The organism is Xanthomonas sp. CFBP 8443 (assembly GCF_025666195.1).
Classification (GTDB): domain Bacteria; phylum Pseudomonadota; class Gammaproteobacteria; order Xanthomonadales; family Xanthomonadaceae; genus Xanthomonas_A.
The window spans coordinates 1,006,380-1,031,337 of the sequence record NZ_CP102592.1; the positions used below are offsets into that span (position 1 = coordinate 1,006,380).

At 69.8% G+C, this 24,958-nt stretch carries 22 protein-coding genes; 17 read left to right on the forward strand and 5 right to left on the reverse strand.

The window, feature by feature from the left end:
- Window positions 1-375 precede the first annotated feature (375 nt).
- From gspE to NUG20_RS04265, 12 genes are all read left to right on the forward strand, one after another.
- Window positions 376-2,106, forward strand: a complete 1,731-nt coding sequence (gspE, locus tag NUG20_RS04210) for a type II secretion system ATPase GspE (RefSeq protein ID WP_263397202.1) — start codon at window positions 376-378, stop codon at window positions 2,104-2,106.
- A 112-nt stretch (window positions 2,107-2,218) separates the two neighbouring features.
- Window positions 2,219-3,433 carry a type II secretion system protein XpsF gene (locus NUG20_RS04215; protein ID WP_263397203.1) on the forward strand — a complete coding sequence of 405 codons (1,215 nt, stop codon included), beginning with the start codon at window positions 2,219-2,221 and terminating at the stop codon, window positions 3,431-3,433.
- A gap of 502 nt (window positions 3,434-3,935) precedes the next feature.
- Complete coding sequence (gspG, locus tag NUG20_RS04220; RefSeq protein ID WP_263397204.1) at window positions 3,936-4,370, forward strand: type II secretion system major pseudopilin GspG; 435 nt, start codon at window positions 3,936-3,938, stop codon at window positions 4,368-4,370.
- 79 nt (window positions 4,371-4,449) lie between these two features.
- Window positions 4,450-4,899 carry a type II secretion system protein XpsH gene (locus NUG20_RS04225; RefSeq protein ID WP_263397205.1) on the forward strand — a complete coding sequence of 150 codons (450 nt, stop codon included), beginning with the start codon at window positions 4,450-4,452 and terminating at the stop codon, window positions 4,897-4,899.
- Window positions 4,896-5,312, forward strand: coding sequence for a type II secretion system protein XpsI (locus NUG20_RS04230; protein WP_263397206.1), 417 nt, complete (start codon window positions 4,896-4,898; stop codon window positions 5,310-5,312). The genes NUG20_RS04225 and NUG20_RS04230 overlap by 4 nt, the downstream gene beginning before the upstream one ends.
- On the forward strand, window positions 5,309-5,959 hold the full coding sequence (locus tag NUG20_RS04235) for a type II secretion system protein J (protein WP_263397207.1): 651 nt from the start codon (window positions 5,309-5,311) through the stop codon (window positions 5,957-5,959). The genes NUG20_RS04230 and NUG20_RS04235 overlap by 4 nt, the downstream gene beginning before the upstream one ends.
- The gene (locus NUG20_RS04240) at window positions 5,956-6,816 is read left to right on the forward strand and encodes a type II secretion system minor pseudopilin (protein ID WP_263397208.1); all 861 of its coding nucleotides are present in this window, start codon (window positions 5,956-5,958) and stop codon (window positions 6,814-6,816) included. The genes NUG20_RS04235 and NUG20_RS04240 overlap by 4 nt, the downstream gene beginning before the upstream one ends.
- On the forward strand, window positions 6,813-7,937 hold the full coding sequence (locus tag NUG20_RS04245) for a PilN domain-containing protein (RefSeq protein WP_263397209.1): 1,125 nt from the start codon (window positions 6,813-6,815) through the stop codon (window positions 7,935-7,937). Before NUG20_RS04240 ends, NUG20_RS04245 begins: the two co-directional genes overlap by 4 nt.
- Window positions 7,918-8,721, forward strand: a complete 804-nt coding sequence (gspM, locus tag NUG20_RS04250; protein WP_263397210.1) for a type II secretion system protein GspM — start codon at window positions 7,918-7,920, stop codon at window positions 8,719-8,721. Before NUG20_RS04245 ends, gspM begins: the two co-directional genes overlap by 20 nt.
- Entirely contained in the window at window positions 8,711-9,493 is a 783-nt protein-coding gene (gene xpsN, locus NUG20_RS04255) for a type II secretion system protein XpsN (RefSeq protein ID WP_263397211.1), read from the forward strand. The genes gspM and xpsN overlap by 11 nt, the downstream gene beginning before the upstream one ends.
- Window positions 9,494-9,502: 9 nt before the next feature.
- A complete protein-coding gene (gene gspD / locus NUG20_RS04260; RefSeq protein WP_263397212.1) occupies window positions 9,503-11,800 on the forward strand; it encodes a type II secretion system secretin GspD in 2,298 nt (765 codons plus the stop codon).
- Window positions 11,801-11,806: 6 nt separating this feature from the next.
- Window positions 11,807-12,643: a glycosyltransferase family 2 protein gene (locus NUG20_RS04265; protein ID WP_263397213.1), complete on the forward strand. Its 837-nt coding sequence runs from the start codon at window positions 11,807-11,809 to the stop codon at window positions 12,641-12,643.
- Between the two features lie 18 nt (window positions 12,644-12,661).
- On the opposite strand, the gene NUG20_RS04270 is transcribed toward NUG20_RS04265, so the two are convergent.
- Window positions 12,662-13,549, reverse strand: coding sequence for a LysR family transcriptional regulator (locus NUG20_RS04270; RefSeq protein WP_263397214.1), 888 nt, complete (start codon window positions 13,547-13,549; stop codon window positions 12,662-12,664).
- 121 nt (window positions 13,550-13,670) lie between these two features.
- On the opposite strand from NUG20_RS04270, the gene NUG20_RS04275 reads away from it, so the two are divergent.
- The 4 genes from NUG20_RS04275 (at window position 13,671) to NUG20_RS04290 (ending at window position 17,785) form a co-directional block, all read left to right on the forward strand.
- A complete protein-coding gene (locus tag NUG20_RS04275) occupies window positions 13,671-14,720 on the forward strand; it encodes an NAD(P)-dependent alcohol dehydrogenase (protein WP_263397215.1) in 1,050 nt (349 codons plus the stop codon).
- A 47-nt stretch (window positions 14,721-14,767) separates the two neighbouring features.
- Window positions 14,768-15,796, forward strand: a complete 1,029-nt coding sequence (locus NUG20_RS04280; protein WP_263397216.1) for an alpha/beta hydrolase — start codon at window positions 14,768-14,770, stop codon at window positions 15,794-15,796.
- 223 nt (window positions 15,797-16,019) lie between these two features.
- A complete protein-coding gene (locus NUG20_RS04285) occupies window positions 16,020-17,234 on the forward strand; it encodes an MFS transporter (protein ID WP_263397217.1) in 1,215 nt (404 codons plus the stop codon).
- A 26-nt stretch (window positions 17,235-17,260) separates the two neighbouring features.
- Window positions 17,261-17,785 (forward strand): cyclophilin-like fold protein, encoded by a 525-nt coding sequence (locus tag NUG20_RS04290; RefSeq protein ID WP_263397218.1) that lies wholly within the window; start codon window positions 17,261-17,263, stop codon window positions 17,783-17,785.
- 199 nt (window positions 17,786-17,984) lie between these two features.
- On the opposite strand, the gene NUG20_RS04295 is transcribed toward NUG20_RS04290, so the two are convergent.
- From NUG20_RS04295 to NUG20_RS04310, 4 genes are all read right to left on the reverse strand, one after another.
- Window positions 17,985-18,722, reverse strand: a complete 738-nt coding sequence (locus NUG20_RS04295; RefSeq protein ID WP_263397219.1) for a UTRA domain-containing protein — start codon at window positions 18,720-18,722, stop codon at window positions 17,985-17,987.
- Between the two features lie 352 nt (window positions 18,723-19,074).
- Window positions 19,075-19,656 carry a nicotinamide riboside transporter PnuC gene (pnuC, locus tag NUG20_RS04300; RefSeq protein ID WP_263397220.1) on the reverse strand — a complete coding sequence of 194 codons (582 nt, stop codon included), beginning with the start codon at window positions 19,654-19,656 and terminating at the stop codon, window positions 19,075-19,077.
- Between the two features lie 373 nt (window positions 19,657-20,029).
- Window positions 20,030-22,192 carry a TonB-dependent siderophore receptor gene (locus NUG20_RS04305; RefSeq protein ID WP_263397221.1) on the reverse strand — a complete coding sequence of 721 codons (2,163 nt, stop codon included), beginning with the start codon at window positions 22,190-22,192 and terminating at the stop codon, window positions 20,030-20,032.
- A 158-nt stretch (window positions 22,193-22,350) separates the two neighbouring features.
- Window positions 22,351-23,499, reverse strand: a complete 1,149-nt coding sequence (locus tag NUG20_RS04310) for a phosphotransferase enzyme family protein (RefSeq protein ID WP_263397222.1) — start codon at window positions 23,497-23,499, stop codon at window positions 22,351-22,353.
- 490 nt (window positions 23,500-23,989) lie between these two features.
- Here NUG20_RS04310 and NUG20_RS04315 point away from each other — a divergent pair, with 490 nt between their 5' ends.
- On the forward strand, window positions 23,990-24,835 hold the full coding sequence (locus NUG20_RS04315) for a glycosyltransferase family 2 protein (RefSeq protein WP_263397223.1): 846 nt from the start codon (window positions 23,990-23,992) through the stop codon (window positions 24,833-24,835).
- Window positions 24,836-24,958: the final 123 nt, after the last annotated feature.

Below are 24,958 nucleotides of genomic sequence, written 5' to 3' on the forward strand. Positions count from 1 at the left end.
CCGGAAACGGCGCCGGAGGAACCAGGAAACCCGGCTCCGGCCGGGTTTCCTGCGTCAGGACGGCGAAAACGCGTGGTCAAGCGGCGGATGTCGCTGGCGGCTGGCCGGCCGGCGCGCGCAGGCATGCGCGATCCGGCTTCGGCACTGCGGGCGCCGCGCGCTCGTCTTGCCAACACTGCGCACTACCGCGACGACCGGCGCCGCCGCGACCGCGCGACCGCGGCAGCAGGCCACGATGCGCGTCGCCCATGTCATGCCGATGACCGCACGCGGCGCTGCCGCGGCCTCGTAGACAGTCGCATCGGCCGACGCCGCGCGGGTGGGCGGCAGGTCGCGCCGAACTGCTAAAGTCGCCGCACGCTCTGGAGGGATTGTGTGAACGCGCTCGTCAAGGACACTGCTGCCGCTGCCGATACGCCCGAAGCGCGCATCGTCGATGCGTTGCTGGCCAAGGGCCGGCTCAAGGAGGGCGACCTGCTGCGCGCGCGCCAGCTGCAGCGCGAATCCGGCGGCGGCCTGCTGTCGCTGCTGGCGCGCCTGGGGCTGGTCTCCGAACGCGACCATGCCGAGGTCAGCGCCGAAGTGCTGGGCCTGCCGCTGCTCGACGCCAAGCAATTGCCGGCCACCGCGCCGGAGAACCTGCCCGAGGCGCAGCCGCTGTCGCTGCGCTTCCTCAAGCAGTTCCACGTGTGCCCGCTGGGCGAGCGCGACGGCGCGCTGGAACTGTGGATGTCCGATCCGCACGAGACCTACGCGGCCGACGCGGTGCGCCTGGCCACCGGGTTCGTGGTGTTGCCGCGGGTCGGCCTGCGCTCGGAGATCGACGACCTGATCGAGCGCTGGTTCGGCCAGGGCCGCAGCGCGATGGGCGCGATCGTGGAAACCGCCGACGGCGACAGCACCGCCACCGACGACATCGAGCACCTGCGCGACCTGGCTTCCGAAGCGCCGGTGATCCGGCTGGTGAACCTGGTGATCCAGCGCGCGGTGGAACTGCGCGCCTCGGACATCCACATCGAACCGTTCGAGAACCGGCTGAAGGTGCGCTACCGGGTCGACGGCGTGCTGATCGACGGCGAAAGCCCGCCGGCCAACCTGACCGCGGCGGTGATCAGCCGGGTCAAGATCATGGCCAAGCTCAACATCGCCGAACGCCGCCTGCCGCAGGACGGGCGCATCATGCTGCGCGTGCAGGGCAAGGAGCTGGACCTGCGCGTGAGCACCATGCCCACCGCGCACGGCGAGAGCGTGGTGATGCGCCTGCTCGACCGCGAGACGGTGGTGTTCGACTTCCACCGGCTCGGCTTCACCGACGCGTTCCTGCCACAGTTCCGCAAGGTGCTGGAGCAGCCGCACGGCATCCTGCTGGTCACCGGCCCCACCGGTTCGGGCAAGACCACCACGCTGTACACCGCGCTGAGCCAGCTCAACACCTCCGACGTCAAGATCATCACCGTCGAGGACCCGGTCGAATACCAGATCGAAGGCATCAACCAGATCCAGGCCAAGCCGCAGATCGGGCTGGATTTCGCCCATGCGCTGCGCAGCATCGTGCGCCAGGATCCGGACATCATCATGATCGGCGAAATGCGCGATCTGGAAACCGCGCGCATCGCGATCCAGTCGGCGCTGACCGGCCACCTGGTGCTGTCCACGCTGCACACCAACAACGCTGCCGGCGGCATCACCCGCCTGCTCGACATGGGCGTGGAGGACTACCTGCTGACCTCCACCATCAACGGCATCCTGGCGCAGCGCCTGGTGCGGCGGCTGGAGCCGACCCATGCCGAGCGCTATGCGGCCTCGCCGGAGGAGATCGAGAAGTTCGAACTGCGCCAGCTGCAGCCGGAGGGCGAGATTTTCCTGTTCCGCCCGCGGCCTTCGGCGATCGCGCCGACCGGCTACCTGGGCCGCACCACGATCATGGAATTCCTGGTGATGAACGACGCGCTGCGGCGCGCGGTGATGCGCCACGCCGGCATGGGCGAAATCGAGCAGCTGGCGCGCGAGGCCGGCATGCGCACGATGTACGAGGACGGCCTGGGCAAGGCGCTCAGCGGCCAGACCACGATCGAGGAAGTGCTGCGCGTGACGGAGGAAACCTGATGCGCGCAGGCGCGCCAGCGCGCATTTGCACCGTAGCTCTGCCGCGGCCGCGCCGGCACGCGCGCAGCGCGCTTTCCGAGTCCCGAGTCCCGAGTCCCGAGTCCCGCCGCTGATGCCCCTGTACCGCTACAAAGCGCTCGACCCGCACGGTGAGATCCTGGAAGGCCAGATGGAAGCCGCCAGCGACGCCGAGGTGGCGCTGCGCCTGCAGGAGCAGGGGCATATGCCGATGGAGGCCAAGCTCGCCGCGCAGGGCGGCGGCACCTCGTTGCGCGGCCTGTTCCGGCCCAAGCCGTTCGACGGCGCGGCGCTGGTGCAGTTCACCCAGCAATTGGCGACCCTGCTCGGCGCCGGCCAACCCCTGGACCGCGCGCTGTCGATCCTGCTCGAACTGCCCGAGGACGAGCGCTCCAAACGCACCGTCGGCGACATCCGCGACGCGGTGCGCGGCGGCGCGCCGCTGTCGGTCGCGCTGGAGCGCCAGCACGGCCTGTTCTCGCGCCTGTACATCAACATGGTCCGCGCCGGCGAGGCCGGCGGCAGCCTGCACGACACGCTGCAGCGCCTGGCCGAATACCTGGAGCGCAGCCGCGAACTGAAGGGCCGGGTGATCAATGCGTTGATCTATCCGGCGATCCTGGTCAGCGTGGTCGGTTGCGCGTTGCTGTTCCTGCTCGGCTACGTGGTGCCGCAGTTCGCGCAGATGTACGAGAGCCTGGACGTGCAGTTGCCGTGGTTCACCCAGGCGGTGCTGAGCGTGGGTCTTTTCGTGCGCGACTGGTGGATCGTGTTGCTGGTGGTGCCCGGGCTGGCGCTGCTGGCGGTGGACCGCAAGCGCCGCGACCCGGCGTTCCGCTCCGGGTTCGACGCCTGGCTGCTCAAGCAGCGCTTCATCGGCGTGCTGATCGCGCGGCTGGAAACCGCGCGGCTGACCCGCACCCTGGGCACGCTGCTGCGCAACGGCGTGCCGCTGCTGGCGGCGCTGGGCATCTCGCGCAACGTGCTGTCGAACCTGGCGCTGACCGCCGACGTCGGCGCCGCCGCCGACGACGTCAAGAACGGCCATGGCCTGTCGGCCTCGCTGTCCAAGGGCAAACGCTTCCCGCGGCTGGCGCTGCAGATGATCCAGGTCGGCGAGGAATCCGGCGCACTGGACACGATGCTGCTGAAGACCGCCGATACCTTCGAGCAGGAAACCGCGCAGGCGATCGACCGCCTGCTCGCCGCGCTGGTGCCGCTGATCACCCTGGTCCTGGCCTCGGTGGTCGGGCTGGTGATCATCTCCGTCCTCGTCCCCTTGTACGACCTGACCAATGCGATTGGGTGAGGCGTCCCGCTCATGCGCCATGGCGCATGGGGCGCCGAACGCCCGGCCACGGAGGGTCGGGCCGGCGGTTACGGCGCACGTGGTGCTGCGCCATGGATGGCGGCGTGAAACTGTGGCGCAGCGGGTTATCGAATCGAAGGAGGCCATGCGCTTGCGAACCACCGGTTCGCGCATGGCCGAACGCCCGGCCATGGAGGGCCGGGCAGGCCTGACCGGGCACGGCGCTGTCTCGCCATGGACGGCAGCGGCAATGCCTGCAGTATTCGCGCGCCACGCCATGGCGCATGGGGCGCCGAACGCCCGGTGCGACCAGCACGTCGGTCCGCAGCCCCGCTGCGCAGCCAAGGCCACTGACATGACAGTGGCATCGCCGCCGCGCACCATGGCGCGTGTCACGCCGAGATTTCCGCGCATGAAGCGCAGCTGCACGACCCGCACGCCACGACTGCCATCGTCGCCGCGTTCGGCTACATAAGGTTTTTCACCGCAAGGATCCGATGCAATGCGAACTATCCGCTCCCTGACCCGTTCCCCCTCCGCCGCACGCCAGTCGGGCATGAGCCTGCTGGAAATCATCATCGTCATCGTGCTGATCGGCGCGGTGCTGACCCTGGTCGGCAGCCGCGTGCTCGGCGGCGCCGATCGCGGCAAGGCCAACCTGGCCAAGTCGCAGATCCAGACCATGGCCGGCAAGATCGACAACTACCAGCTCGACACCGGCAAGCTGCCGTCCAAGCTCGACGACCTGGTCGCCGCGCCGGGCGGCGTCAGCGGCTGGCTCGGTCCGTACGCCAAGGCCAGCGAGCTGAACGATCCGTGGGGCCACCCGATCGAGTACAAGGCGCCCGGCGACGGCAAGCCGTTCGACCTGATCAGCCTGGGCAAGGACGGCCAGCCCGGCGGCAGCAGCTACGACGCCGACATCAAGTACGAGTGACCCCGGCGCCGTGATCCAGGCCCATGCCCGCGCTCACTGCCGCGGTGCGCCAGCGCGCGCCGTCGCGGCGCGTGCGCGCATGCGCGGCGTGTCGCTGCTGGAGATGCTGCTGGTGGTGGGACTGATCGCGATCGCCGCGGTGCTGGCCGCGTCGGTCCTGACCGGCGGCATCGACGGCATGCGCCTGCGTTCGTCGGCCAAGGAGATCGCCTCGCAACTGCGCTACACGCGGGCGCAGGCGATCGCCACCGGCCAGCCGCAGCGCTTCCTGATCGATCCGCAGGCGCATCGCTGGCAGGCGCCCAACGGCCGCCACGGCGAGATCCCGCCGTCGCTGACGGTGCGCTTCAGCGGCGCGCGCGAGGCGCAGCGGCGGCAGGACGAAGGCGCGATCCAGTTCTTCGAGGACGGCGCCGCCACCGGCGGGCGCATCGAACTGCAGGCGCGCAGCGCCAGCTGGCGCATCGACGTGGCCTGGCTGACCGGCGAGGTCAGGGTCGGGCGTCCGCCGCAGCAGGGCATGCCATGAAGGCGCAGCGCGGCTACACGCTGATCGAGGTGATCGTGGCGTTCGCGCTGCTGGCGCTGGCGTTGACCCTGCTGCTCGGCTCGCTGTCCGGCGCCGCGCGCCAGGTCAAGCGCGCCGAGCAGCTCAGCCGCGCCACGCTGTACGCGCAATCGCTGTTGGCCGCGCAGGGCGTGGAGCAGCCGCTGCAGCCGGGCCGCGAGCAGGGCAGTTTCGAGCAGGGCCGCTATCGCTGGACCCTGGACGTGGCGCCGTACGTCGATGCGCGGCGGCCGCCGGACACGACCATGGCGCCCGGCGCGCCGACGTTGCTGCAACTGAACCTGCAGGTGCGCTGGGGCGATGCGCCGGCGCAGGCGTTGCAGTGGAAGACGCTGCGCCTGGTCAGCGCGCAGAACAACGGGGTGCCGCAATGAGCCGCGCGCCGGGCCGCGCCGCTGCGCGCGGCTTCACCCTGATCGAAGTGCTGCTGGCCACGGTGCTGCTGGTCGGCGGCCTGACCCTGGCCTTCGCCACGCTGCGCTCGGCCACCGCGATCAGCGGCCGCGGCGAGAGCATCGCCGGGCGCAGCGAGCGCATGCGCGCGGTCGAGGGGTTCCTGCGCCGGCGCCTGAGCGGCGCCCAGGCGATGGCGCTGGACATCGACAGCCGCACCCTGCAGCCGGTGCGCTTCGTCGGCGAGCCGCAGCGCATGCAGTTCGTCGCCGATCTTCCCGACTACCTGGGCCGCGGCGGCCCCTACCTGCACGACCTCAGCGTCAGCGGCGACGCCGGCCAGCAACGCCTGGCGATCGCGCTGGTGCAGGTGCAGGCCGGCAAGCAGATCGCCGAAGAAAAGCCGCGTGCGCCCGAGCCGCTGGCCGAGGGCCTGCGCCAGGTGCGCTTCCGCTACCGCGGGATCGATCCGGAGCGCGGCAGCATCGGCCCCTGGCAGGAGCGCTGGGAGAAGACCGACCAGTTGCCGCTGCTGGTGTCGATCGAACTGAGCAGCGACGACGGCATGGTCTGGCCGCCGCTGGTGGTGGCGTTGCGCCAGGCCGGCAGTGCGGAGGCGCGGCAATGAGCGCGGCGCCGAACCCGGCGCGCGGCGCGGCGCTGGTGCTGGTGCTGTGGCTGATCGCGCTGCTGACCGCGCTGATCGGCGCGTTCGCGCTGACCGCGCGCACCGAAGGCCTGCAGGGCAAGGTGCTGGGCGACGGCGCGGCAGCGCAGGAGCGCGCCCGCGCCGGACTCGAATACGCGCTGACCCGGCTCGCCGGCACGCCGACGCAGCCGGGCTGGCGCGCGGACGGGCGCCGCTACCGCTGGCAGTACGAAGACGCCACGGTCGACCTGCGCATCACCGACGAGAGCGGCAAGGTCGACCTGAACCTGGCCGACGCGCCGCTGCTGGCGGCGCTGGTGCGCGCGGTCGGCGGAGATCCGCAGCGCGCCGACCGGATCGCCGCGGCGATCGTGGACTGGCGCGATCCGGACAACCTCAGCCAGCCCAACGGCGGCGCCGAGGACCCGGACTACGCCGCCGAAGGCCGCCCGTACGGGGCCAAGGACACGCCGTTCGAGAGCCTGGCCGAGCTGCAGCTGGTGCTGGGCATGGATGCCGACCTGTACGCCAAGCTGCTGCCGAACCTGACCCTGTACAGCGGCATCTCGCGCCCGGCGCCGGATTTCGCGCCGGCGCCGGTGCTGACCGCACTCGGCCTGGACGCGCAGCAGGTGCTGGCGCAACGCGAGCGCAACGACCCGGCGCAGGCCGCGCCGATCGGCGGGGGCGGCGGCACCTACAGCATCGAAAGCCGCGCGCGATTGGCGGCCGGACGCGAGGCCGTGCTGCGCGCAGTGGTGCGCCCAGGCTCGTCGGCGCTACCGGGCTCCGCCTACACTGTGCTGCGATGGGAAGAAGGATCGACCGTTCGATGACTGCGTGGCGCGACACAATGGAGAAGTTCGGCGTGCGCATGACGCCCGGTGCCGGCGGCCTGCTGGCCTGGTGGCAGCGGTCGCTGATGGCGTGGCTGCCGCCGCGCTGGCAGCTGCAGTTGGGCTGGTCGCAGGCGCGGCTGCTGCTGTGGCGCGACGGCGAGCAGCTGCTGGTCGCCCGCCAGCTCGGTGCCGAACTGGGCGCGCCGCTGGCATTGCCGTGGCCGCTGTCGCCGGCGGACCTGGATGCCGTGCTCGGACCGCGCCTGGCGGCGTTGCCGCGGGCCTGGCTGTTGCCGGCGCACTCGGCGCTGCAGCGCACGCTGCGCCTGCCGGCCGCCGCCGCCGATCACCTGCGCGACGTGGTCAGGTTCGAGATCGACCGGCAGACGCCGTTCCAGGCCGACCAGGTGGTCTACGACGTGCGCCTTGGCGCGCGCCGCGACGATGCGCAACTCGACGCCGAACTGGTGGTGGCGCCGCGCCGCGTGCTGGAGGACCTGCACGCCAGCGCCGGTGCGCTGCGTCCGACCCTGGCCGGGGTCGACGTGGCCGGCGCCGACGGCGCGCCGCTGGGCGTGAACCTGCTGCCGCCGGAGCAGCGCTATCGCCGCGCCGATCCGATGCGGCGCTGGAATGCGATCCTCGCCGCGACCGCGCTGCTGGCGCTGTTCGCCGCCGGCTGGCAGTTGCTGGACAACCGCCGCGACGCGCTCGAGCAGCTGCGCGCGCAGGTGGACAACGGCGCGCAGCGCGCGCGCGGCGTGGCCGCGCAGCGCCAGCAACTGGTCGATCTGGTCGAAGGCGCGGCGTTCTTCGATCAGTTGCGCGCCGAGCGCCCGACCTCGCTGGAAATCTGGAACGAACTGAGCAAGCGCCTGCCCGAGGGCACCTACCTGGAGAAGTTCTCGGTGGAGGGCGATCAGTTGCAGCTGATCGGACTCAGCAGCGAAGCGTCCTCGCTGGTCGGGCGCCTGGAAGGCTCGCCGCTGTGGCGCACGCCGTCGCTGACCGGCGTGCTGCAGGCCGATCCGGGCAGCCATCGCGACCGTTTCACCCTGACCGCCGAACTGGCCGGGACCAAGCGCAAGGAGGCCGCCGATGCCGGTGCAGGTCGATAAGCGCGACCGCTGGCTGGCGCTGGGCCTGCTGCTGGCGGTGCTGGGGCTGGGCTATCTGGTGCTGGTGCATCCGTGGTGGACGCTGCCGATGCGCGAGGTGGAGGCGCAGATCCAGGAACTGCGCCAGCGCGAACTGCGCGTGCGCATGCAGTTGCAGCAGGCGCCGCAGGTGGCGCAGCGCCTGCAACAGGCGCAACGCGAGCTGGCCGAGCGCCCGGGCTTCCTGCGCGAGCCCTCGGCCGAGCTGGCCTCGGCCGGCCTGGTGCAGCGCCTGGAAAGCGCGGTGGCCACCGCCAGTCCCGGCAACCGCAGCTGCGCGATCAGCAATCGGTCGCCGCTGGCCGCCGACAACCGCCGCGACCGTTTCACCCGTGTCGCGGTGCAGGTGCGGCTGCGCTGCGGCACGCCGGAACTGGCGACGGTGCTGCATGCGCTGGAAAGCGGCACCCCGGCGCTGTTCGTCGACAACCTCAACGTAATGGCGCAGCGCTACCAGCTGTCGCCGGGCGAGAGCGGCAACGGCCTGGACGTGGCCTTCGAATTGGCCGGCTATCTGCGCCCGAACGCGATGCCGGCGCCGCCCGCGGCAGCGGGCACGCCACCGTCGCCCGCGGCGCCAACGCCGGGCAGTCCTGCGCCGCCGCCGGGCGCACCGGTGATGGATGCCGGCACGCCTGCCGGCCCCGGGCCGAGCGAGCCGGCGCCTGCGGCAGCGCCGTCGCCCATGCCGGACGCCGCCGCGTCGCCGCAGCCGCAGCAAGAGGGGGGCGCGCATGCGCATTGAAGCGATCGGCCTGCGCAGCGTGTGGCTGGCGACGCTGGCGCTGTGGGGCCTGCTGGTGTGGGTGCTGGGCGTGGCTGGCCTTGGCCAGCGGATCGAGCCGCTGCCCGACGATCCGGCCATGACCCAGCGCCTGCCGGCCTTGCCGGCGGCGGCCGGCGAGCGCCTGGGCGAGTATTCGCGCTACGCCGAGATCGCCGCGCGCCCGGTGTTCGCCGAAGACCGTCGGCCGCATCCGTTCTTCCTCAGCGCCGATAACGGCCAGGCCGCCGCGCCCAGCGTGCGCCTGACCGGCGTGCTGCTCACCGACACCTTCAAGATGGCCACGCTGACCACCGAGCAGGGCGAATCGCTGCGCCTGCAGCAAGGCAGCGATCCGGTGAAGGGTTGGCGGTTGCTGTCGCTGGAACCGCGCCGCGCGGTGGTCAGCGGCGGCAGCGGCACGCAGACGCTGGAGCTGCAGGTGTTCGACGGCAAGGGCGGGCAGCCGCCGACCGTGCTCGGCCAGGGCGCGCGTCCGCCGGGCATGCCGCCGCTGCCGCCGCCGGTGGCCGCGCCCGCCGTCAACGCGCCTGTCAGCAATGCCGCGATCAATCCCGCCGTGCCGCCGCCGCCGTCGAACGCAGCGGGCAATGCGCCGCCGCCGAGCGAACCGGCCGCCGCGCCGGCGCCGTCGTCGCAACAGTTGCAAGCCATCCGCGAACGTATCGAAGCCCGCCGCCGGCAGTTGCAGCAACAACGCCAGAACGGCACTCCCCCCGGCCAGAACCCTTAGAGTGATCGCATGACGCCGCGCTTGTTTTCCCTGTTCCTCGCGATCGGCCTGGTGGCCGGCTGCGCCACCACGCCCTCGCCGGACGTCCGCCGCGGCGCCGCGATCAATCCCGCCGTCGGCGCCGCCGGCAGCACCAGCAGCACCAGCAGCACGCCCGGCGGGCCGGCCGGCGCGGCCGATCCCAACGACCTGCCGGAGCGCGTCGCTCCGGTGATCCGCCGCGGCAGCGGCGCCATGATCAATTCCGGCGCCGCCGCCGCACCGGCGCCGTCGCTGGCCAACGCCAGCAGCGGCAGCGCCACCTTCAACTTCGAAGGCGAGTCGGTGCACGCGGTGGTCAAGGCGATCCTCGGCGACATGCTCGGGCAGAACTACGTGATCGCGCCGGGCGTGCAGGGCACGGTGACCCTGGCCACGCCCAAGCCGGTGTCGCCGGCGCAGGCGCTGAACCTGCTGGAGATGGTGCTGGGCTGGAACAACGCGCGCATGGTCTACAGCGGCGGCCGCTACAACATCGTGCCCGCCGACCAGGCCCTGGCCGGCACGGTCGCGCCGAGCACCGCCTCGCCGGCCAGCGCGCGCGGCTTCGAGGTACGGGTGGTGCCGTTGAAGTTCATTTCCGCCAGCGAGATGAAGAAGGTGCTGGAGCCATACGCGCGGCCGAACGCGATCGTCGGCATCGACGGCTCGCGCAACGTCATCACCCTCGGCGGCACCCGCGCCGAGCTGGAAAACTACCTGCGCACGGTGCAGATCTTCGACGTGGACTGGCTGTCGGGCATGTCGGTGGGCGTGTTCCCGATCCAGTCGGGCAAGGCCGAGCAGGTCGCCGCCGACCTGGAGAAGGTGTTCGGCGAGAACAGCAAGACCCCCAGCGCCGGCATGTTCCGTTTCATGCCGCTGGAGAACGCCAACGCGGTGCTGGTGATCACTCCGCAGGCGCGCTACCTGGACCAGATCCAGGAATGGCTGGACCGCATCGACAGCGCCGGCGGCGGCAGCCGCCTGTTCTCCTACGAACTGAAATACATCAAGGCCAAGGACCTGGCCGACCGCCTGGCCGAGGTGTTCGGCGCCGGCGGCAACCGCGGCGATTCCAGCGCCTCGCTGATGCCGGGCACGCAGTTGAGCCAGATGAGCGGCGGCGGCTTCAACGGCAGCAGCGACGGCGGCCTGGGCGGGAGCGGCAGCCTCAACGGCAGCGGCGGCGACAGCTTCTCCTCGGGCAGCAGCTCTTCGTCCGGCAGTGGCAGCAGCGGCGGACTGGGCAACGGCAGCCTGCAGCTGTCGCAGCGCACCCCCGGCAACGGCAGCGTGACCCTGGAAGTGCAGGGCGACAAGGTCGGCGTGTCGGCGGTGGAGGAGACCAACACCTTGCTGGTGCGCGCCACGCCGCAGTCGTGGCGCTCGATCCGCGACGTGGTCGAGAAGCTCGACGTGATGCCGATGCAGGTGCACATCGAGGCGCAGGTGGCCGAGGTCAGCCTGGTCGGGCAGTTGCAATACGGCGTGAACTGGTTCTTCGAGCAAGCCGTGAGCGCCGCCGGCGACGCCGCCAATATCGGTATCGGTGGTGGCGCCAATCTGCCCAACGCGGCGGGACGCAACATCTGGGGCGATATCGCCGGCAAGATCACCAGCAGCGGTCTGGGCTGGACCTTCCTCGGCAAGAACGCCGCGGCTGTGATCACCGCGCTGGACCAAGTGACTGATGTCAAGCTGCTGCAGACACCGTCGGTGTTCGTGCGCAACAACGCCGAGGCCACCCTCAACGTGGGCACGCGCATCCCGATCAACTCGACCTCGATCAACACCGGCATCGGCAGCGACACCAGCTATTCGTCGGTGCAGTACATCGACACCGGCGTGATCCTGAAGGTGCGCCCGCGCGTGACCAAGGACGGCATGGTGTTCCTGGATATCGTGCAGGAAGTCAGCACGCCGAGCACGCGCCCGGCGGCGTGTAGCGGTACCACCACGGTGGTCAACAGTTCGGCGTGCAACGTGGACATCAATACGCGTCGGGTCAAGACCGAAGCCGCAGTACAGAGCGGGGACACCATCATGCTCGCCGGTCTGATCAGTGACAGGACCAGCGACGGCAGCAATGGCGTTCCGATTCTGAGCAAGCTGCCCGTGGTCGGGGCTCTGTTCGGGCAGAAGTCGCAGGACAAGACCCGCAACGAAGTGATCGTGCTGCTGACCCCGACGATCGTGCGCAACCCCCAGGAAGCGCGCAATCTCACCGACGAGTATGGGCAGAAATTCAAGGTGATGCAGCCGCTGCCGGCTTCGGGCAAGAAGTAGGCAACGGTGAGCTTGCCCATCGTGCTGTTGCCAGTCGGCGTCGATGACGCGGCGCTGGACGCGTGCCTGGGCGCACTTGAAACGCATACCCCGGCTGGCACTCGCGTATGGCTGGCCGACGACGCGCAGTCCGGGCCGCGTGGCATCCGGGTGATCGAGGCCTGGTTGGCGCGCACCCGGCTGCAGGCTGACTACACCCGGCGCCCGCGCATGCTCGGCGAGGTCGCGCATTTGGACGAGATGCTGCGCGCCTGCGCCGGTGCCGACGTGGTGGTGCTGGCCGCCGACGCGCAGCCGCTGCCCGGTTGGCTACAGCAACTGAGCGCATGCCTGGCGCGCGATGCCGCCATCGCCAGCGCCACGCCGTGGAGCAACGCCGGCGAAGCCTGCGCCTGGCCGCGGCTGGGCGAGATCAATCCGGTGCCCGAGGATGGCGAGCGCCTGGCCCGCGCGTGTGCGGCGCTGCCGCCGCTGCATCCGGAACTGCCGGCGGCGGTGTGCCACGCGGTGGTCCTGCGCGGCGCAGCGCGGCAGCGCGCCGGCGGCCTGGACGCGAGCAGCTACGGCTCCTGGTACGCGGCGCTGACCGACCTGTCGCTGCGCATGGCCGGACTCGGCTGGCGCAACGTGCTGTGCGAAACCGCCTACGTCGCGCGCAGCGGCGAGGGCCGCGCCGCCGACGGCGACATGGACGCGCTGGCCACGCGCTGGCCGGCCTGGCATGCGCGCCTGGCAGGATTCCTGATGCACGATCCGCTGCGCGCGCGCCGCGAGGACCTGCAGCGCCTGTACGCCGAGCTGCCGCCGCCGGACCCGCAGCGCGCGCTGTTCGACGCGGACTAGCCGCGGCGCGTGGCCTGGCTATAACCGCAGCGCGTCCACCACGATCGAGAACGCGGGCGAAGGCTGTCGGCGGCTCGGGTAGTACAGGTGGTAGCCCGGAAAGGGCGGGCACCAATTTTCGAGCACGCGGACCAAGCGTCCCTCTTCGAGGTGCGGGGCGAACTCTTCTTCCGGCAAGAACGCGATGCCCAGTCCATCGAGCGCGGCGATCACCATATGCGGGGAGGTGTTGAAGGTCGCCTGCCCCTCGACCCGGACGTTCATCTGCCGCCCGCGACGCTCGAACTCCCACACATACAGGCCGCCGTGGGTAGGGAAGCGGATATTGATGCAGCGGTGCTTGGTCAGGTCTTCAGGGGACTTCGGAACAGGGTGGGTCTCAAAGTAGGCCGGCGATGCGACCGCCGCCATCCTGAGCTTCGGGCCGATGGGGAGCGCGATCATGTCCTTGTCGATGCTCTCGCCCAATCGCACGCCGGCATCAAAGCGATCCGCCACGATGTCCCGAAATCCGTAAGCGACATCGAACTCGATGTTGATATCCGGGTAGCGATGCATCACCGGCATCAACTTGGGCAATAGCAGCGTCCGCAGGATATGGTCGCCACTGGTGATGCGGACGGAACCGGCAGGCTTGTCCCGCATCGCCGTCAGCGCGTCCAGCTCGGACTCGATCTCATCGAAACGATTGCCGATGGCCTGGAGCAACCTTGCGCCGGCAGGTGTGGGGGACACGCTGCGCGTGGTGCGGGTCAGAAGGCGGATTTCCAGCCGCTCTTCCAAGGCCTTGATGGCTTGGCTCAAGGCCGATTGGGTCACGCCGAGCACCGCGGCGGCGCGGGTGAAGCTTCCCTCGCGGGCCACGGAGACAAAAGCAAACAGGTCGTTGAGGTTGCGTCGCGCCATGGAACCCATGGTGCCACGGCTTATTGATTAGAGCGACTAATAGCTCATACAAGCATTGATCATCTAATAAAGCTGATCCCGCGTCGGCAGAATGGCTGCACTCCCCCGCTGGATCCTTCCCATGCCTGTTCGAGCCTACGGCGCCTACGCCGGCGACAAACCCCTGGAGCCGATGGACATCGCCCGTCGCGCCCCGGGCCCGCATGACGTGCAGATCGACATCGCGTTCTGCGGCGTGTGTCACTCTGATCTCCACCAAGTCCGTGCCGAATGGGCTGGCACCCAGTTCCCCTGCGTGCCCGGCCACGAGATCGTCGGGCGGGTCTGCGCCGTCGGCGCGCACGTCGATGGCTTCCAGGCGGGCGACCTGGTCGGCATCGGTTGCATCGTGGACAGCTGCAAGCAGTGTGAGGACTGCGCCGACGGCCTCGAAAACTACTGCGATGACATGGTCGGCACCTACAACTTCGCGACGGCCGACGCCCCTGGCTGGACGCTGGGCGGCTACTCGCAGCAGATCGTCGTGCACGAGCGCTATGTGCTGCGCGTGCGCCATCCGCAGGAACAGCTGGCGGCGGTGGCTCCTTTGCTGTGCGCCGGTATCACCACCTATTCGCCACTGCGGCACTGGAATGCGGGTCCGGGAAAGAAGGTAGGCGTCGTGGGCATCGGCGGCCTGGGCCACATGGGCATCAAGCTCGCCCATGCCATGGGCGCCCACGTGGTGGCGTTCACCACTTCCGAGTCCAAGCGCGAAGCCGCGCTGGCGTTGGGCGCCGACGCGGTGGTGGTGTCCCGCGACGTTGAAGACATGGCCGTGCATGCCAAGAGCTTCGATCTGATTGTCGACACGGTGGCCGCGCCGCACGATCTGGACGCCTTCCTGGTCCTGCTCAAGCGCGATGCCGCGATGGTGCTGGTCGGTGCGCCTGCCAGCCCGCACCCGTCGCCGGGAGTATTCAACTTCATCACCAAGCGCCGCACGTTGGCCGGTTCGATGATCGGCGGCATTGCGGAAACCCAGGAGATGCTCGACTTCTGCGCCCAGCACGGAATCGTGGCCGACATCGAGCTCATCCGTGCCGATCAGATCGAGCAGGCCTATGCGCGAATGCTCGAAGGCGACGTCAAATACCGCTTCGTGATCGACACCGCCACGCTGGGCGCCTGACTGATGGCGCGGGAACGGCAACATTCCTTTTCAACGTGGAGAACCCCATGAACAAGATCATCGCGCTGCTTGCGCTTCTGATCAGCCCCCTTGCCGCAACAGGAGCGGACATGTCCCATGGCGCCAACAACTTCTACGCCAGCGACCAGGTGACGGTGCAGAAAGTCACGTTCAAGAACCAGTACCGGATGCAGGTGGCGGGCAACTTGTTCGTGCCGAAGAATCTGGATCGCAGCGTCCGTCATGCGGCAATCGTGGTCGGCCATCCGATGGGAGCGGTGAAGGAGCAGAGCGCCAACCTCTACGCCACCAAGATGGCCGAGCAGGGCTTCGTCACGCTGTCTCTCGATCTGTCGTTCTGGGGCGAGAGCGAGGGCGAACCGGGCCACCTGGTGGCCCCGGAAATCTATGCCGACGATTTCAGCGCGGCAGTGGACTTCCTCGGCACCCAGGCCATCGTGGATCCGGACCGGATCGGCGTCCTCGGCATCTGCGGCAGCGGCAGCTTCGTCATCAGCGCAGCCAAGATCGATCCGCGGATGAAAGCCATCGCCACCGTGAGCATGTACGACATGGGCGCCGCCGTCCGCGACGGCCTTAACAAGTCCACCACCCTTGCGCAGCGCAAGGAGATCATCCGGTCGGCCATCGATCAGCGCTTCGCCGAGTTCACCGGCGGCGACATCAAATACATCCCAGGAACGGTCAACGAACTGGACGAAAATACACCCGACATCCAGCGCGAGTTCTACGACTTCTATCGCACTGCGCGTGGCCAATACACGCCCAAAGGGCAGTCGGCGGAGAACACGACCAAGCCCATGCTCAGCAGCCTGGTCAAGTTCATGAACTTCTACCCGTTCAATGACATCGAGACGATCTCGCCGCGTCCGATGCTGTTCATCGCCGGTGACCGGGCGCACTCGAAGGAATTCAGCGAGGACGCCTATCGCCTGGCGGGCCAGCCCAAGGAGCTGGTGTGGGTGAAGGGCGCCGGGCATGTGGATCTCTATGACCGGGTCGACCTCATTCCGTTCGACAAGCTGACGGCTTTCTTCAAACAGCATCTGCAATAACGGCGTGCGGTTTTGGCGCAGCGGCTGTCGTTGGCAATCAGAGGAACATCGGCATGAACACATCTGGCCGCCGCAGTGGCGCTGTCTTCCTGCGGGAATGTGCTGCCTGGCAATGGCGGTGCGCCAAGCGGCACCCAATCCTCGGGATACGCGCTATGAGCATGCGCGCTGTCCTCTCCTTTGAAGCACCCAGGCCGGCCGGCGAGCCGCAGGACACAACGCCATGACAGGCGCTCCAACAAGCACGTCGGTGGGCGGCATCGAACGCGCCGCGACAACGCAGTTGGCCAACTGGAGCGGCGTTTTCGCCATGACGCTGTGCGTGTTCGCGCTGATCGCATCGGAATTCATGCCCGTCAGTCTGCTGACGCCGATGGCGACCGACCTTGGCGTCAGCGAAGGCCTGGTGGGATATGGCATCGCCATCTCCGGTGCATTCGCGGTGCTCACCAGCCTGTCCATCCCTGCGCTGGCCGGCAGCATGGACCGCAGGACGCTGTTGCTTGGACTGACCGGCGCGATGGCTGTGTCCGGCGCGATCATCGCGATGGCGCCGAACTATCCGATCTACATGCTCGGCCGCGCGCTCATCGGCGTGGTCATCGGCGGTTTCTGGTCGATGTCTGCGGCCACCGCCATGCGCCTTGTGCCGCTCGCGCAGGTGCCGCGCGCCTTGTCCATCTTCAACGGCGGCAACGCGTTGGCCACGGTGATCGCCGCGCCGCTGGGCAGCTACCTGGGCGCGGTCGTCGGCTGGCGCGGTACCTTCCTCTGCCTGATTCCGGTGGCCGCCATCGCCTTTGTGTGGCAGTGGGCAAGCTTGCCGGCCATGGCCGCCGAACGCAGGGCCGGCGCCGGCAACGTCTTCCGCCTGCTTAGAAGCCGACATATCGCGTTGGGCATGGCGGCCTGTGCTGCGTTCTTCATGGGACAGTTCGCATTGTTCATCTACCTGCGGCCATTCCTTGAAACGGCGACGCGGGTCGAGGTGGCCACGCTCTCGCTCATCCTGCTGGGGATAGGTGTGGCGGGCTTGGTGGGTACCTTCGTGATCGGGGCGGTTCTCAAGCGCGGCCTGTATCGCACGCTGACCGCCATTCCGGTGCTCATGGCGACGATCGCGCTGGCGCTCATCCCCTTGGCCCACTGGCTATGGCCAGTTGCCGCGCTGCTGGCGCTATGGGGGTTGCTGGCGACTGCGGCTCCGGTGGGCTGGTGGAGCTGGATCGCGCGCGCCATGCCGGCGGATGCCGAAGCGGGTGGTGGGTTAATGGTGGCGGTGATCCAGCTCGCCATCGCCTTGGGTTCGACTGTGGGCGGGGCGCTGTTCGATCGCAGCGGCTACGAAAGCACCTTCGTGGCGAGTGCGGCGCTGCTGCTGTTCGGCGCGTTCCTGTCCCTGATGGCGTCGCGTTCGTCCGTGGCGCCATCCGCTTGACGACCTGTTTGCTCCGGAGCGATGCCGTGCACTTGAAACTGCGCTCCCTCATCGAACAGCGGGCCTTGGCACGGTGGTGGCCCCTGTGCGAGGCAGTGGCGTTGCTGGGCATGGTGACGCTTGCCGGGTGCGCCGCGAACCCGTCCGAGGCGCTTGGGACGATGGCTCAGGATGCGCGTGGCGCGTCCGCGAAATGGGAGGGTACGCACATGTGGATGACCGTCGGCGAACGCCGCTTTGCCGTCACGTTGGCCGATACCTCTGCGGCCCGGGCGTTCGCCGCCCAGCTCCCGCTGGCGTTGGACATGGCGGAACTCAACGGCAACGAAAAACATGCCGACCTAGCGAAAGCGCTACCCGTTCGCGCGAGCCGACCGGGGACGATCCAGAAAGGCGATCTGATGCTCTATGGAACGCGCACGGTGGTCGTCTTCTACGAAAGCTTCCATTCGTCGTATACCTACACCAGCCTGGGACGGGTGGACGATCCCGCCGGCCTGGCCCAGGCTCTGGGCCGAGGCGACGTCCGGGTCGCTTTCTCGGCAGAATGAGCCCGTTGATCTGAGCCCCATCCTTGTGCCAAGTGTCGTGCGGCATGCGCAGATCGCTCTTCTCGCGGGTCTGCAGATTGCCTGTCCGCCCGCGATCGCTGCGACGTGTCCTCGCACCTGCGCGAGCGCTGTGGCGGCTGCCCGCATTCGCGCCTCGCCTGGTGGGTCGCATTGCGCTGCCAGTGTCGCCAGCGAGGCCTTACTCGGGCGGCGCCTGCACCTCCACCGTCACTTCCAGCACGTCGTGGCGCCAGGACTCGATGTCGAACTCCACCGCGCGGCCGTCGGCGGCGTAGCTCACCCGCTGCAGCCGGAAGCATGGCGTGCCGGCGGTGGACTGCAGCAGCGCGGCCTGCTCGGCATCCAGCGTGGCCGGATACATCGACAGCCGGCTGCGCGCCTGGCGCAACCCCAGCCGCTGCGCGAGCACGGCGCTGAGCGAAGCGGCCAGGTCGTAGTCGAGCAAGGTCGGTGCCCAGACGGCCAGGATCGCGTTGGTCTCCAGCAGCACCGCGCGGCGGCCGATCCAGCGCCGGCGCTGCAGGACGAAAACCTCTTCAGCGGCATCGTCCAGTTCCAGCTGCCGCGCCAGCATGGCGCCGGCCGGTTGGCGGCGCGCGCCAAGCAGTTCGGTACGCGGCATGCCGCCCTGCGCGGCCACGTACTGCATGAAGCCGGCGATGCTGGTGGGGTCGTGGCGCACGCGCGGCGCGCTGACGAACCAGCCACGGCGGTTCTCGCGGTAGATATGTCCTTCCGATTCGAGTTGCTGCAGCGCCTCGCGCAAGGTGATGCGGGTGCAGCCGAACAGCGCGGCCAGTTCGCGCTCCACCGGCAGGCGCTGGTCCGCGGCCCATTCGCCGCCGGCGATGCGCGCCAGCAGCGCATCGACGATGCGCTGGCCGAAACCGGTGGCGGGATTCAATGGCGTGGGCATGGGGTCTCCGTGGCGATGCTGCACTTTTCTTGCCCATGGTCGCAGGCAACGAAACCTGTGGGAGCGACTGCAGTCTCGACAGGCCTCGCTTGCAAAGCCTGTCGCGGCGAATGGCAGGAAGTCACCCGGAGTCGCTTCCACAACGCTCCGCTCACTGCGCATGCCCGGGATCGAGAATGCTCCAGCATAGCGATGCCGCGTGCGCTCGTGGCACTGCGGTGCGACCGGCGCGCCGGGCTAGCGCAGGCTGGCATGAACCGTCTGCGCCTCTTGCGCGCCGGTCATGACGACCGTCCCGGCCTGCTCGCCGATGCCGGTCTGCGTCGATTGCGGCGCATGCGGATGCGCCGGCTCATGGCGCCGGCTGCGCAGCGCCCGCGCGTTGCAGGTCGGCCTGCCACAGCCGCAGGCCGTACCCCGCCAGTACCACGAAGCCGGCATACAGCGCCGCGGTGGGATACAGCCCCTTGTAGACGAAGACGCCGACGTAGACGCAGTCGAGCACGATCCACAGGCCCCAGTTGGCGATGCGTTTGCGCGCCGCCCAGAAACTGGCGACCAGGCTGAAGGCGGACAGCGCCGCATCCAGCCACGGCAGCGCGGCGTCGGTGTAGCGATGCATCAGCCAGCCCAGCAGCGCCGCGCCGGCGGCGCCGGCCAGCAACGACCGCACGCCTTCGCGCCGCGGCAGCGGACCGACATGGACCTTTCCGTGGTCCAGCCGACCCTGGCTCCAGCGCCACCAACCGTAGCCCTGCAGGAACACGTAGACGCCCTGCAGCAGCATGTCCGAGTACAGCTTCCATTGGTAGAACAGCCACGCATAGAGCAGCACGGCGACGACGTTGACCGGCCAGCACCAGCGCACCCGCCGCGCGGTCAGCCACACGCCGAGCACGTTGACCAGCACGGCGAGGAGTTCGAGGGGGGACATGGTTGGAAGGCCGGGATTGGGGAGTGGAGATTCGGGATTGGGAGCGGCTCGCGAATTCACCGCATTGCGCTCTTCTGTAGGAGCGGCTTCAGCCGCGACGCTTTACCGTCAATGCGTCGCGACTGAAGCCGCTCTCACATCGGCGGGAAGCATGGCAAAACGGTTGAAGGCTAGGCTGGGTAATCGGGTCAATGTCGAATCAGCGATCAGGAAACTCTGTGAATGCATGGCGTCGCGCTTTTCTCGGGAGCAGCTTCAGCCGCGACACGTTAGCGGTAAAGCGTCGCGGCTGAAGCCGCTCCTACAAGGTCATGCTTTCGACGCCGACCCCTGCTTTTGCGAATCCCCAATCCCGAATCCCCAATCCCGTCCCTCAGAAATCGACCTGCACCGCCAACCGTGCCGTCCGCGGCGCGCCCAGGAACAGATAGTCGTCGCCGGCGTATTCGCCGACGTCGCGCCAGTAGCGCTTGTCGGCCAGGTTGTCCACGCTCAGCCGCAGCGTGGTCGGTACCGCGCCCAGCCGCGTGGCGTAGCGCGCACCCAGGTTGTACACGGTATAGCCGCCCACCTCGGCATTGCCGATCCGGTCGGCGTACTTGGCGCCGCTGTACTGCGCGCCGCCCAGCAGCGCCAGGCCGGCCACGCCGGGCACGTCCCAACTGGCCTGGGCGCTGGCGCGCAGCCTGGGCACGTTCAAGGCCTGGTGGCCTTCGTAGGCGGGCGTGCCGGTGTCCTCGGCGCGCGCGCGGATGCCGGCGACGCTGGCCTGCAGGTGCAGCCGTTCGCCGATCGCGCCGTCGGCCGACAACTCGATGCCGCGGTTGTGCAGCCGGCCCTGCTGCAGGTACAGGAAGCTGCCGTCGGCCTGCGGCTGCGCGTACTGGTAGGCCTGGCGCATGTCGAACACGGCGGCGCCAAACGCCAGGCCGTCGCGCTCGTATTTCAGGCCGGCCTCGCTCTGGTAGGCGGCGGTCGGCGCGAGGATCGCGTCGGCATTGCTGGCGAACCACGAGGCGGTGCCGCCCGGCGCCAGGCCCTTGGCAAAGCTGGCATACAACGACAGCGTGTCCTGCGGCTTGAACAGCAGCGCCGCCTGCGGCAGCAGTTCCGAGCGGCGGGTGTGCCGGGTCAGTGCGCCGTCGCGGTCCCAGGCGCGCTCGTCGTAGCGCACCTGGCGTGCGCCCAGCAGCAACTGCCACGCCTCGCCGATGCCGATGCGGTCGCTGGCCAGCAGCGCGGTCTGCGTGCTGTCCAGGCGCCGCCGCTTGGGATCCAATTCGGCATCGGCCTGGGCATAGACCGGCGGATCGGCGTCGATGTTGCCGGTGCCGATCCACTCGTTGATCGAGCCGTGCCGGTCGATGCTGCGCCGCAGGTAGTCCACGCCGACGTTGAGCTGGTGCTGCAGCGCGCCGGTGGCGAAGCTGCCGGATACGGTCGCCTGCACCTGGTCGTTGCGGCGGGTGTCGTCGGGGCTGCGGTAGTCGTAGACGTCGTAGTCGCCTTCGCGGCTGAAATAGTTGGGAACCGCGTCGGCGGCGCAGCTGGCCGCGCCGTAGCAGCCCCAGGCGAAGCTGGAATAGTCGTCGATCACCGCGCGGCTGTGGGCGGCCGCCAGCTGCGCGCTCCAGGCGTCGTTGAAGCGGTAGCGATAGCGCAACTGGGCATTGAGCGCATCGATGCCGACCGGCTTGGACCACGGCTGGTAGGCCAGCAGCCGGTGCACCGACACGTCGCTGGGCACGCGCGTGCCGCCGAGCAGTTGATAGCCGGGGACCGAGCGCTGCTGCCGGTCCTGGTATTCCACGTCCAGCTGCAGCGTCGATCGCGGGTCGATGTTCCAGTCCGCGGCCAGCGACAGGAAGTTGCGGTGGCCGTCGGCATGCTTCACGTAGCTGCGGATGTCCTCGTGCGCGGCGTTGACCCGCAGCCCGAACTGGCGATCGCGGCCGAACCAGCCGCCCAGGTCCGCCGCGGCGTAGCGGCCGCCGTCGTCGTCGGTGCCCAGCACCAGCGTGCGCACCTGTTGCGGGCGCTTGGTCGTGTAGTCGATCACGCCGGCCGGTTCGGTGAGGCCGGACTGCAGCCCGGACAGGCCCTTGAGCACCTGCACCTGCTGCTTGTTCTCCAGCGCCACGTTCTGCTCGCCGGCGATGGTCAGGCCGTTGATGCGGTAGCTGTTGGCGGCGTTGAGCGAATAGCCGCGCACCACGAAGTTCTCGTAGTAGCCGATCGGCGCATAGCTGTCGCCGACCGAGGCATCGGCGCGCAGCACCTCGCTGAGCACGCGCACCTGGCGGTCGTCCAGCTGCGCGCGGTCGATCACGCCGATCGACGCGGGCGTGTCCAGCAGCGCGGCGTCGCCGTAGCCGGCCAGGTTGGAGCGGTTGCGCGGCTGCTCGGCCTGCACGTTGACCGCGTCCAGTTCGACCGGCGTGCGCGTGTCCGCATCGGTGGCGTGTGCCGGCGCGGCGGTGGCGGCCAGCGCCAAGGCCAGGGCGAGCGGCGCGAGCGCGGGGAAGGTGTGGGACATGCTGGGCCTCTAGGCGGGAATCGGAACGGAAAGAACGGATGCCGCTGCGCGCAGGCGACAGCGACGTCGGGTATCGGGTGCGACGCCGCGCCGGCAGCGCTGCGCAGCAGGCACGCGCCATGGGCAAGCCGGCGTGCGCGGCCGCGCGCGCGTGGCGCTCATCGCGCCGCCTCGGCGTGCCGCTGCAATTGCCGCAGCAGGCGCTGGCCTTCCTCGCCGCCGAACCAGTCGGCATGGCCGAGCAGATAGCGGTGGTAGGCGATGTCGGCGTTCGCGTCGGAGCCGGTGATGCCGGCGAAGTAGTCGATCTCGCTGAGCGCGAAGTCGGCGTGCGCGATCGGCAACAGCGCGGCCAGCAGGCGCAGTTGCGCCGCGTCCAGCGGCAACACCTGCGCGTAGCCGCGCAGCAGCGCATCGAGTTGGTCCAGGTCGGCCGCGGCGCGGCCGCCGGCATCCAGTTCCAGCCAAGGCACCAGGTTGCGCTCGATCGCGGTGGCCAGGTCGAACAGCGCGAAGCTGCGGTCGGCCAGGCCGAAATCGAACACTGCGCTGACCTCGCTCGCCGTGCCGTGGTCGCGCCACAACAGGTTGGAGGCGTGCCAGTCGCCGTGCGTCCACAGTGGCGGCGGCGGCGAACGCAGCGACGGCCAGGCCTGTGCGTGCCAGGGCAGCAGGTGCCGGCGCAGGTCGCCGCGCCAGTCGCGTCGCTGCAGCCAAGCCGCCAATGCCGGCCGCCCGCGCAGGTCCTGCTGCAGCGCCTGCAACGGATCGGCGCTGCCGAACAGGCGCAGGTTGGCGACCAGCAGCGCCGTGCTGCGCGGCGCGGCGACGTAGTCGGCGGCGGCGCGGTGCAGGCGCGCGAGGGCGCGCCCGGCGGCCTGCGCATGCGCGGAGCCGGCGAAGGGCTGCCACGAGGCGGTGTCGCGGTAGAGGTCCTCGCCTGCGGCGGCGCGCTGCACCTCGTAGGTCCAGTCGCCGATTTCCACCGCGCTGGCGCCGTCGGCCGTGCGCAGCAGCGCCGGCACCGGCACGTCGCGCGCGCGCAGGTGTTCGATGAAGCGGTGTTCCTCGCCCAGCGTTTGCGCGTCGCGCAGGCGACGGTGATGGCGCTTGACGAACAGGGTGCCGACCGCGCTGTCGACCTCGGCCGCGGCGGAGAACGGGCGCGGACTGTGCCAGCGCAGGGCGCGCACCGCGTCGGGCAGGGCCATGCGCCGCAACAGCGCATCCACCTCGTCGCTGCGCAAGGGCGGCCAGTCCGCCGCCGCCGGGGCCAGGCCCATGCCGTGGATCTGGTGCGCGCTCATGCTGCCCGCCCGGCGCGCAGGTGCGAGCCGATCGCGGCGCAACGCAGCGGCGTCCGGCAGTTTTTGGAGGTTGGTCTAGACCAATGACGCGGAGCCCCGGGGCGGCGGCCGACGGCAAGGTCGGTCGCAGGGCGGCGGCGCTGCCGGGCCGTGGGCATGCACGGCCACCCCCACAGGGGGCGGCCGATGCGTAGCGAGCCTGGCGGCAGCGCGCCGTAGAGGGCGCTAGCCGTCATCTACACCGCGAAAAGCAGGGGGCCGGCGATTCTACCGCGTCGGCGCGCGCGATTGACGCGCGGGTGCGCGGCGATGCCGGCGCACTGTGCCGCGGCATCGTCCATGCGGGTCCAGCCGTCGGGCAGCGGGCGACCGTTTCCGCGCCGTCGGCGCGGCGCTGGCAGGCGGTGACGTAGAGGTCCTGCAGCAGGCTTGTCGCCGCGCGCAGGCGCGGCGCCTTCTGCGCGCGGTGCTTTCCCCGGATAATCGGCGGATGAGCGAACAGCAGATGGCCGTGGTGGTGGTGACCTACGAGAGCGGCAGCACTATCGACGCCTGCCTGCAGCGGTTGCGCGCGGCGGCGCAGGTCGCGCAGATCCGCGTGGTCGACAACGCCTCGCGCGACGACACCCTGGCGATCGTGCAGCGCCACGCGCTGGAGGACCGGCGCGTGCGCTTCATCGCCAATCCCGACAACCCCGGCTTCGCCACCGCCTGCAACCAGGGCGCGGCGGCCAGCGACGCGCCGTGGCTGGCGTTCGTCAATCCGGATCTGATGGTGGAGACCGATACGCTGGCGCTGTTGCGCGCGCAGGTGGCCGCGCTCGGCGACGCGCTGCTCGGCGTGGAGCAGGTCGACGAGCACGGTCGCGCCGACGCGGCGGTGCGCCGCCGCGATCCGGACTTCGCGGCGATGCTGCGGCATCCGCTGGCCGGTTCGCGGCTGGCGCTGGCGGCCGATCCGGCACAGCCGCTGCAGCGCGTGGACGCGATCTCCGGCGCGCTGATGCTGCTGCCGCGGGCGCTGTTCGACCGCATCGGCGGCTGGGACGCCGGCTACCGGCTGCATGCCGAGGACCTGGACCTGTGCCGCCGCACGCGCCAGGCCGGGGCCACGGTGGCGGTGGTCAATGGCCTGCGCGTCGTGCACGTGCGCGGCGTCTCCAGCCGCAAGCGGCCGTGGTTCGTGGAATGGCACAAGCACCGCGGGCTGTGGCGTTATTTCCGCAAGTTCGAGGCGCCCACGCGCAGCGCGCCGGTACGCGCGGCGGTGTGGGCGGTGATCTGGCTGCACGCCTGGGTGACCTTCGCCAGGTTGTGCTGGCGGCGGCCTGGCTGAGCGCGATGCGGCGCGCTGGCGCATTCGGCGCCTCGCGTTCCTGTAGGAGCGGCTTCAGCCGCGACCGGCGTTACCGGTAGTGCCGGTCGCGGCTGAAGCCGCTCCTACAGAGGAGCCGGAGCG

Excerpts from the sequence above, each read along its gene's own strand:
- NUG20_RS04280 (WP_263397216.1), top strand. The coding sequence starts at position 14,768 with ATGAACAAGATCATCGCGCTGCTTGCGCTTCTGATCAGCCCCCTTGCC.
- NUG20_RS04295 (WP_263397219.1), bottom strand. The coding sequence starts at position 18,722 with ATGCCCACGCCATTGAATCCCGCCACCGGTTTCGGCCAGCGCATCGTC.
- NUG20_RS04230 (WP_263397206.1), top strand. The coding sequence starts at position 4,896 with ATGAAGGCGCAGCGCGGCTACACGCTGATCGAGGTGATCGTGGCGTTC.
- gspM (WP_263397210.1), top strand. The coding sequence starts at position 7,918 with ATGCCGGTGCAGGTCGATAAGCGCGACCGCTGGCTGGCGCTGGGCCTG.
- NUG20_RS04285 (WP_263397217.1), top strand. The coding sequence starts at position 16,020 with ATGACAGGCGCTCCAACAAGCACGTCGGTGGGCGGCATCGAACGCGCC.
- NUG20_RS04315 (WP_263397223.1), top strand. The coding sequence starts at position 23,990 with ATGAGCGAACAGCAGATGGCCGTGGTGGTGGTGACCTACGAGAGCGGC.
- NUG20_RS04235 (WP_263397207.1), top strand. The coding sequence starts at position 5,309 with ATGAGCCGCGCGCCGGGCCGCGCCGCTGCGCGCGGCTTCACCCTGATC.
- xpsN (WP_263397211.1), top strand. The coding sequence starts at position 8,711 with ATGCGCATTGAAGCGATCGGCCTGCGCAGCGTGTGGCTGGCGACGCTG.
- NUG20_RS04270 (WP_263397214.1), bottom strand. The coding sequence starts at position 13,549 with ATGGCGCGACGCAACCTCAACGACCTGTTTGCTTTTGTCTCCGTGGCC.
- NUG20_RS04310 (WP_263397222.1), bottom strand. The coding sequence starts at position 23,499 with ATGAGCGCGCACCAGATCCACGGCATGGGCCTGGCCCCGGCGGCGGCG.
- gspG (WP_263397204.1), top strand. The coding sequence starts at position 3,936 with ATGCGAACTATCCGCTCCCTGACCCGTTCCCCCTCCGCCGCACGCCAG.
- NUG20_RS04225 (WP_263397205.1), top strand. The coding sequence starts at position 4,450 with ATGCGCGGCGTGTCGCTGCTGGAGATGCTGCTGGTGGTGGGACTGATC.
- NUG20_RS04305 (WP_263397221.1), bottom strand. The coding sequence starts at position 22,192 with ATGTCCCACACCTTCCCCGCGCTCGCGCCGCTCGCCCTGGCCTTGGCG.
- pnuC (WP_263397220.1), bottom strand. The coding sequence starts at position 19,656 with ATGTCCCCCCTCGAACTCCTCGCCGTGCTGGTCAACGTGCTCGGCGTG.
- NUG20_RS04275 (WP_263397215.1), top strand. The coding sequence starts at position 13,671 with ATGCCTGTTCGAGCCTACGGCGCCTACGCCGGCGACAAACCCCTGGAG.
- NUG20_RS04245 (WP_263397209.1), top strand. The coding sequence starts at position 6,813 with ATGACTGCGTGGCGCGACACAATGGAGAAGTTCGGCGTGCGCATGACG.
- NUG20_RS04240 (WP_263397208.1), top strand. The coding sequence starts at position 5,956 with ATGAGCGCGGCGCCGAACCCGGCGCGCGGCGCGGCGCTGGTGCTGGTG.
- NUG20_RS04215 (WP_263397203.1), top strand. The coding sequence starts at position 2,219 with ATGCCCCTGTACCGCTACAAAGCGCTCGACCCGCACGGTGAGATCCTG.
- gspD (WP_263397212.1), top strand. The coding sequence starts at position 9,503 with ATGACGCCGCGCTTGTTTTCCCTGTTCCTCGCGATCGGCCTGGTGGCC.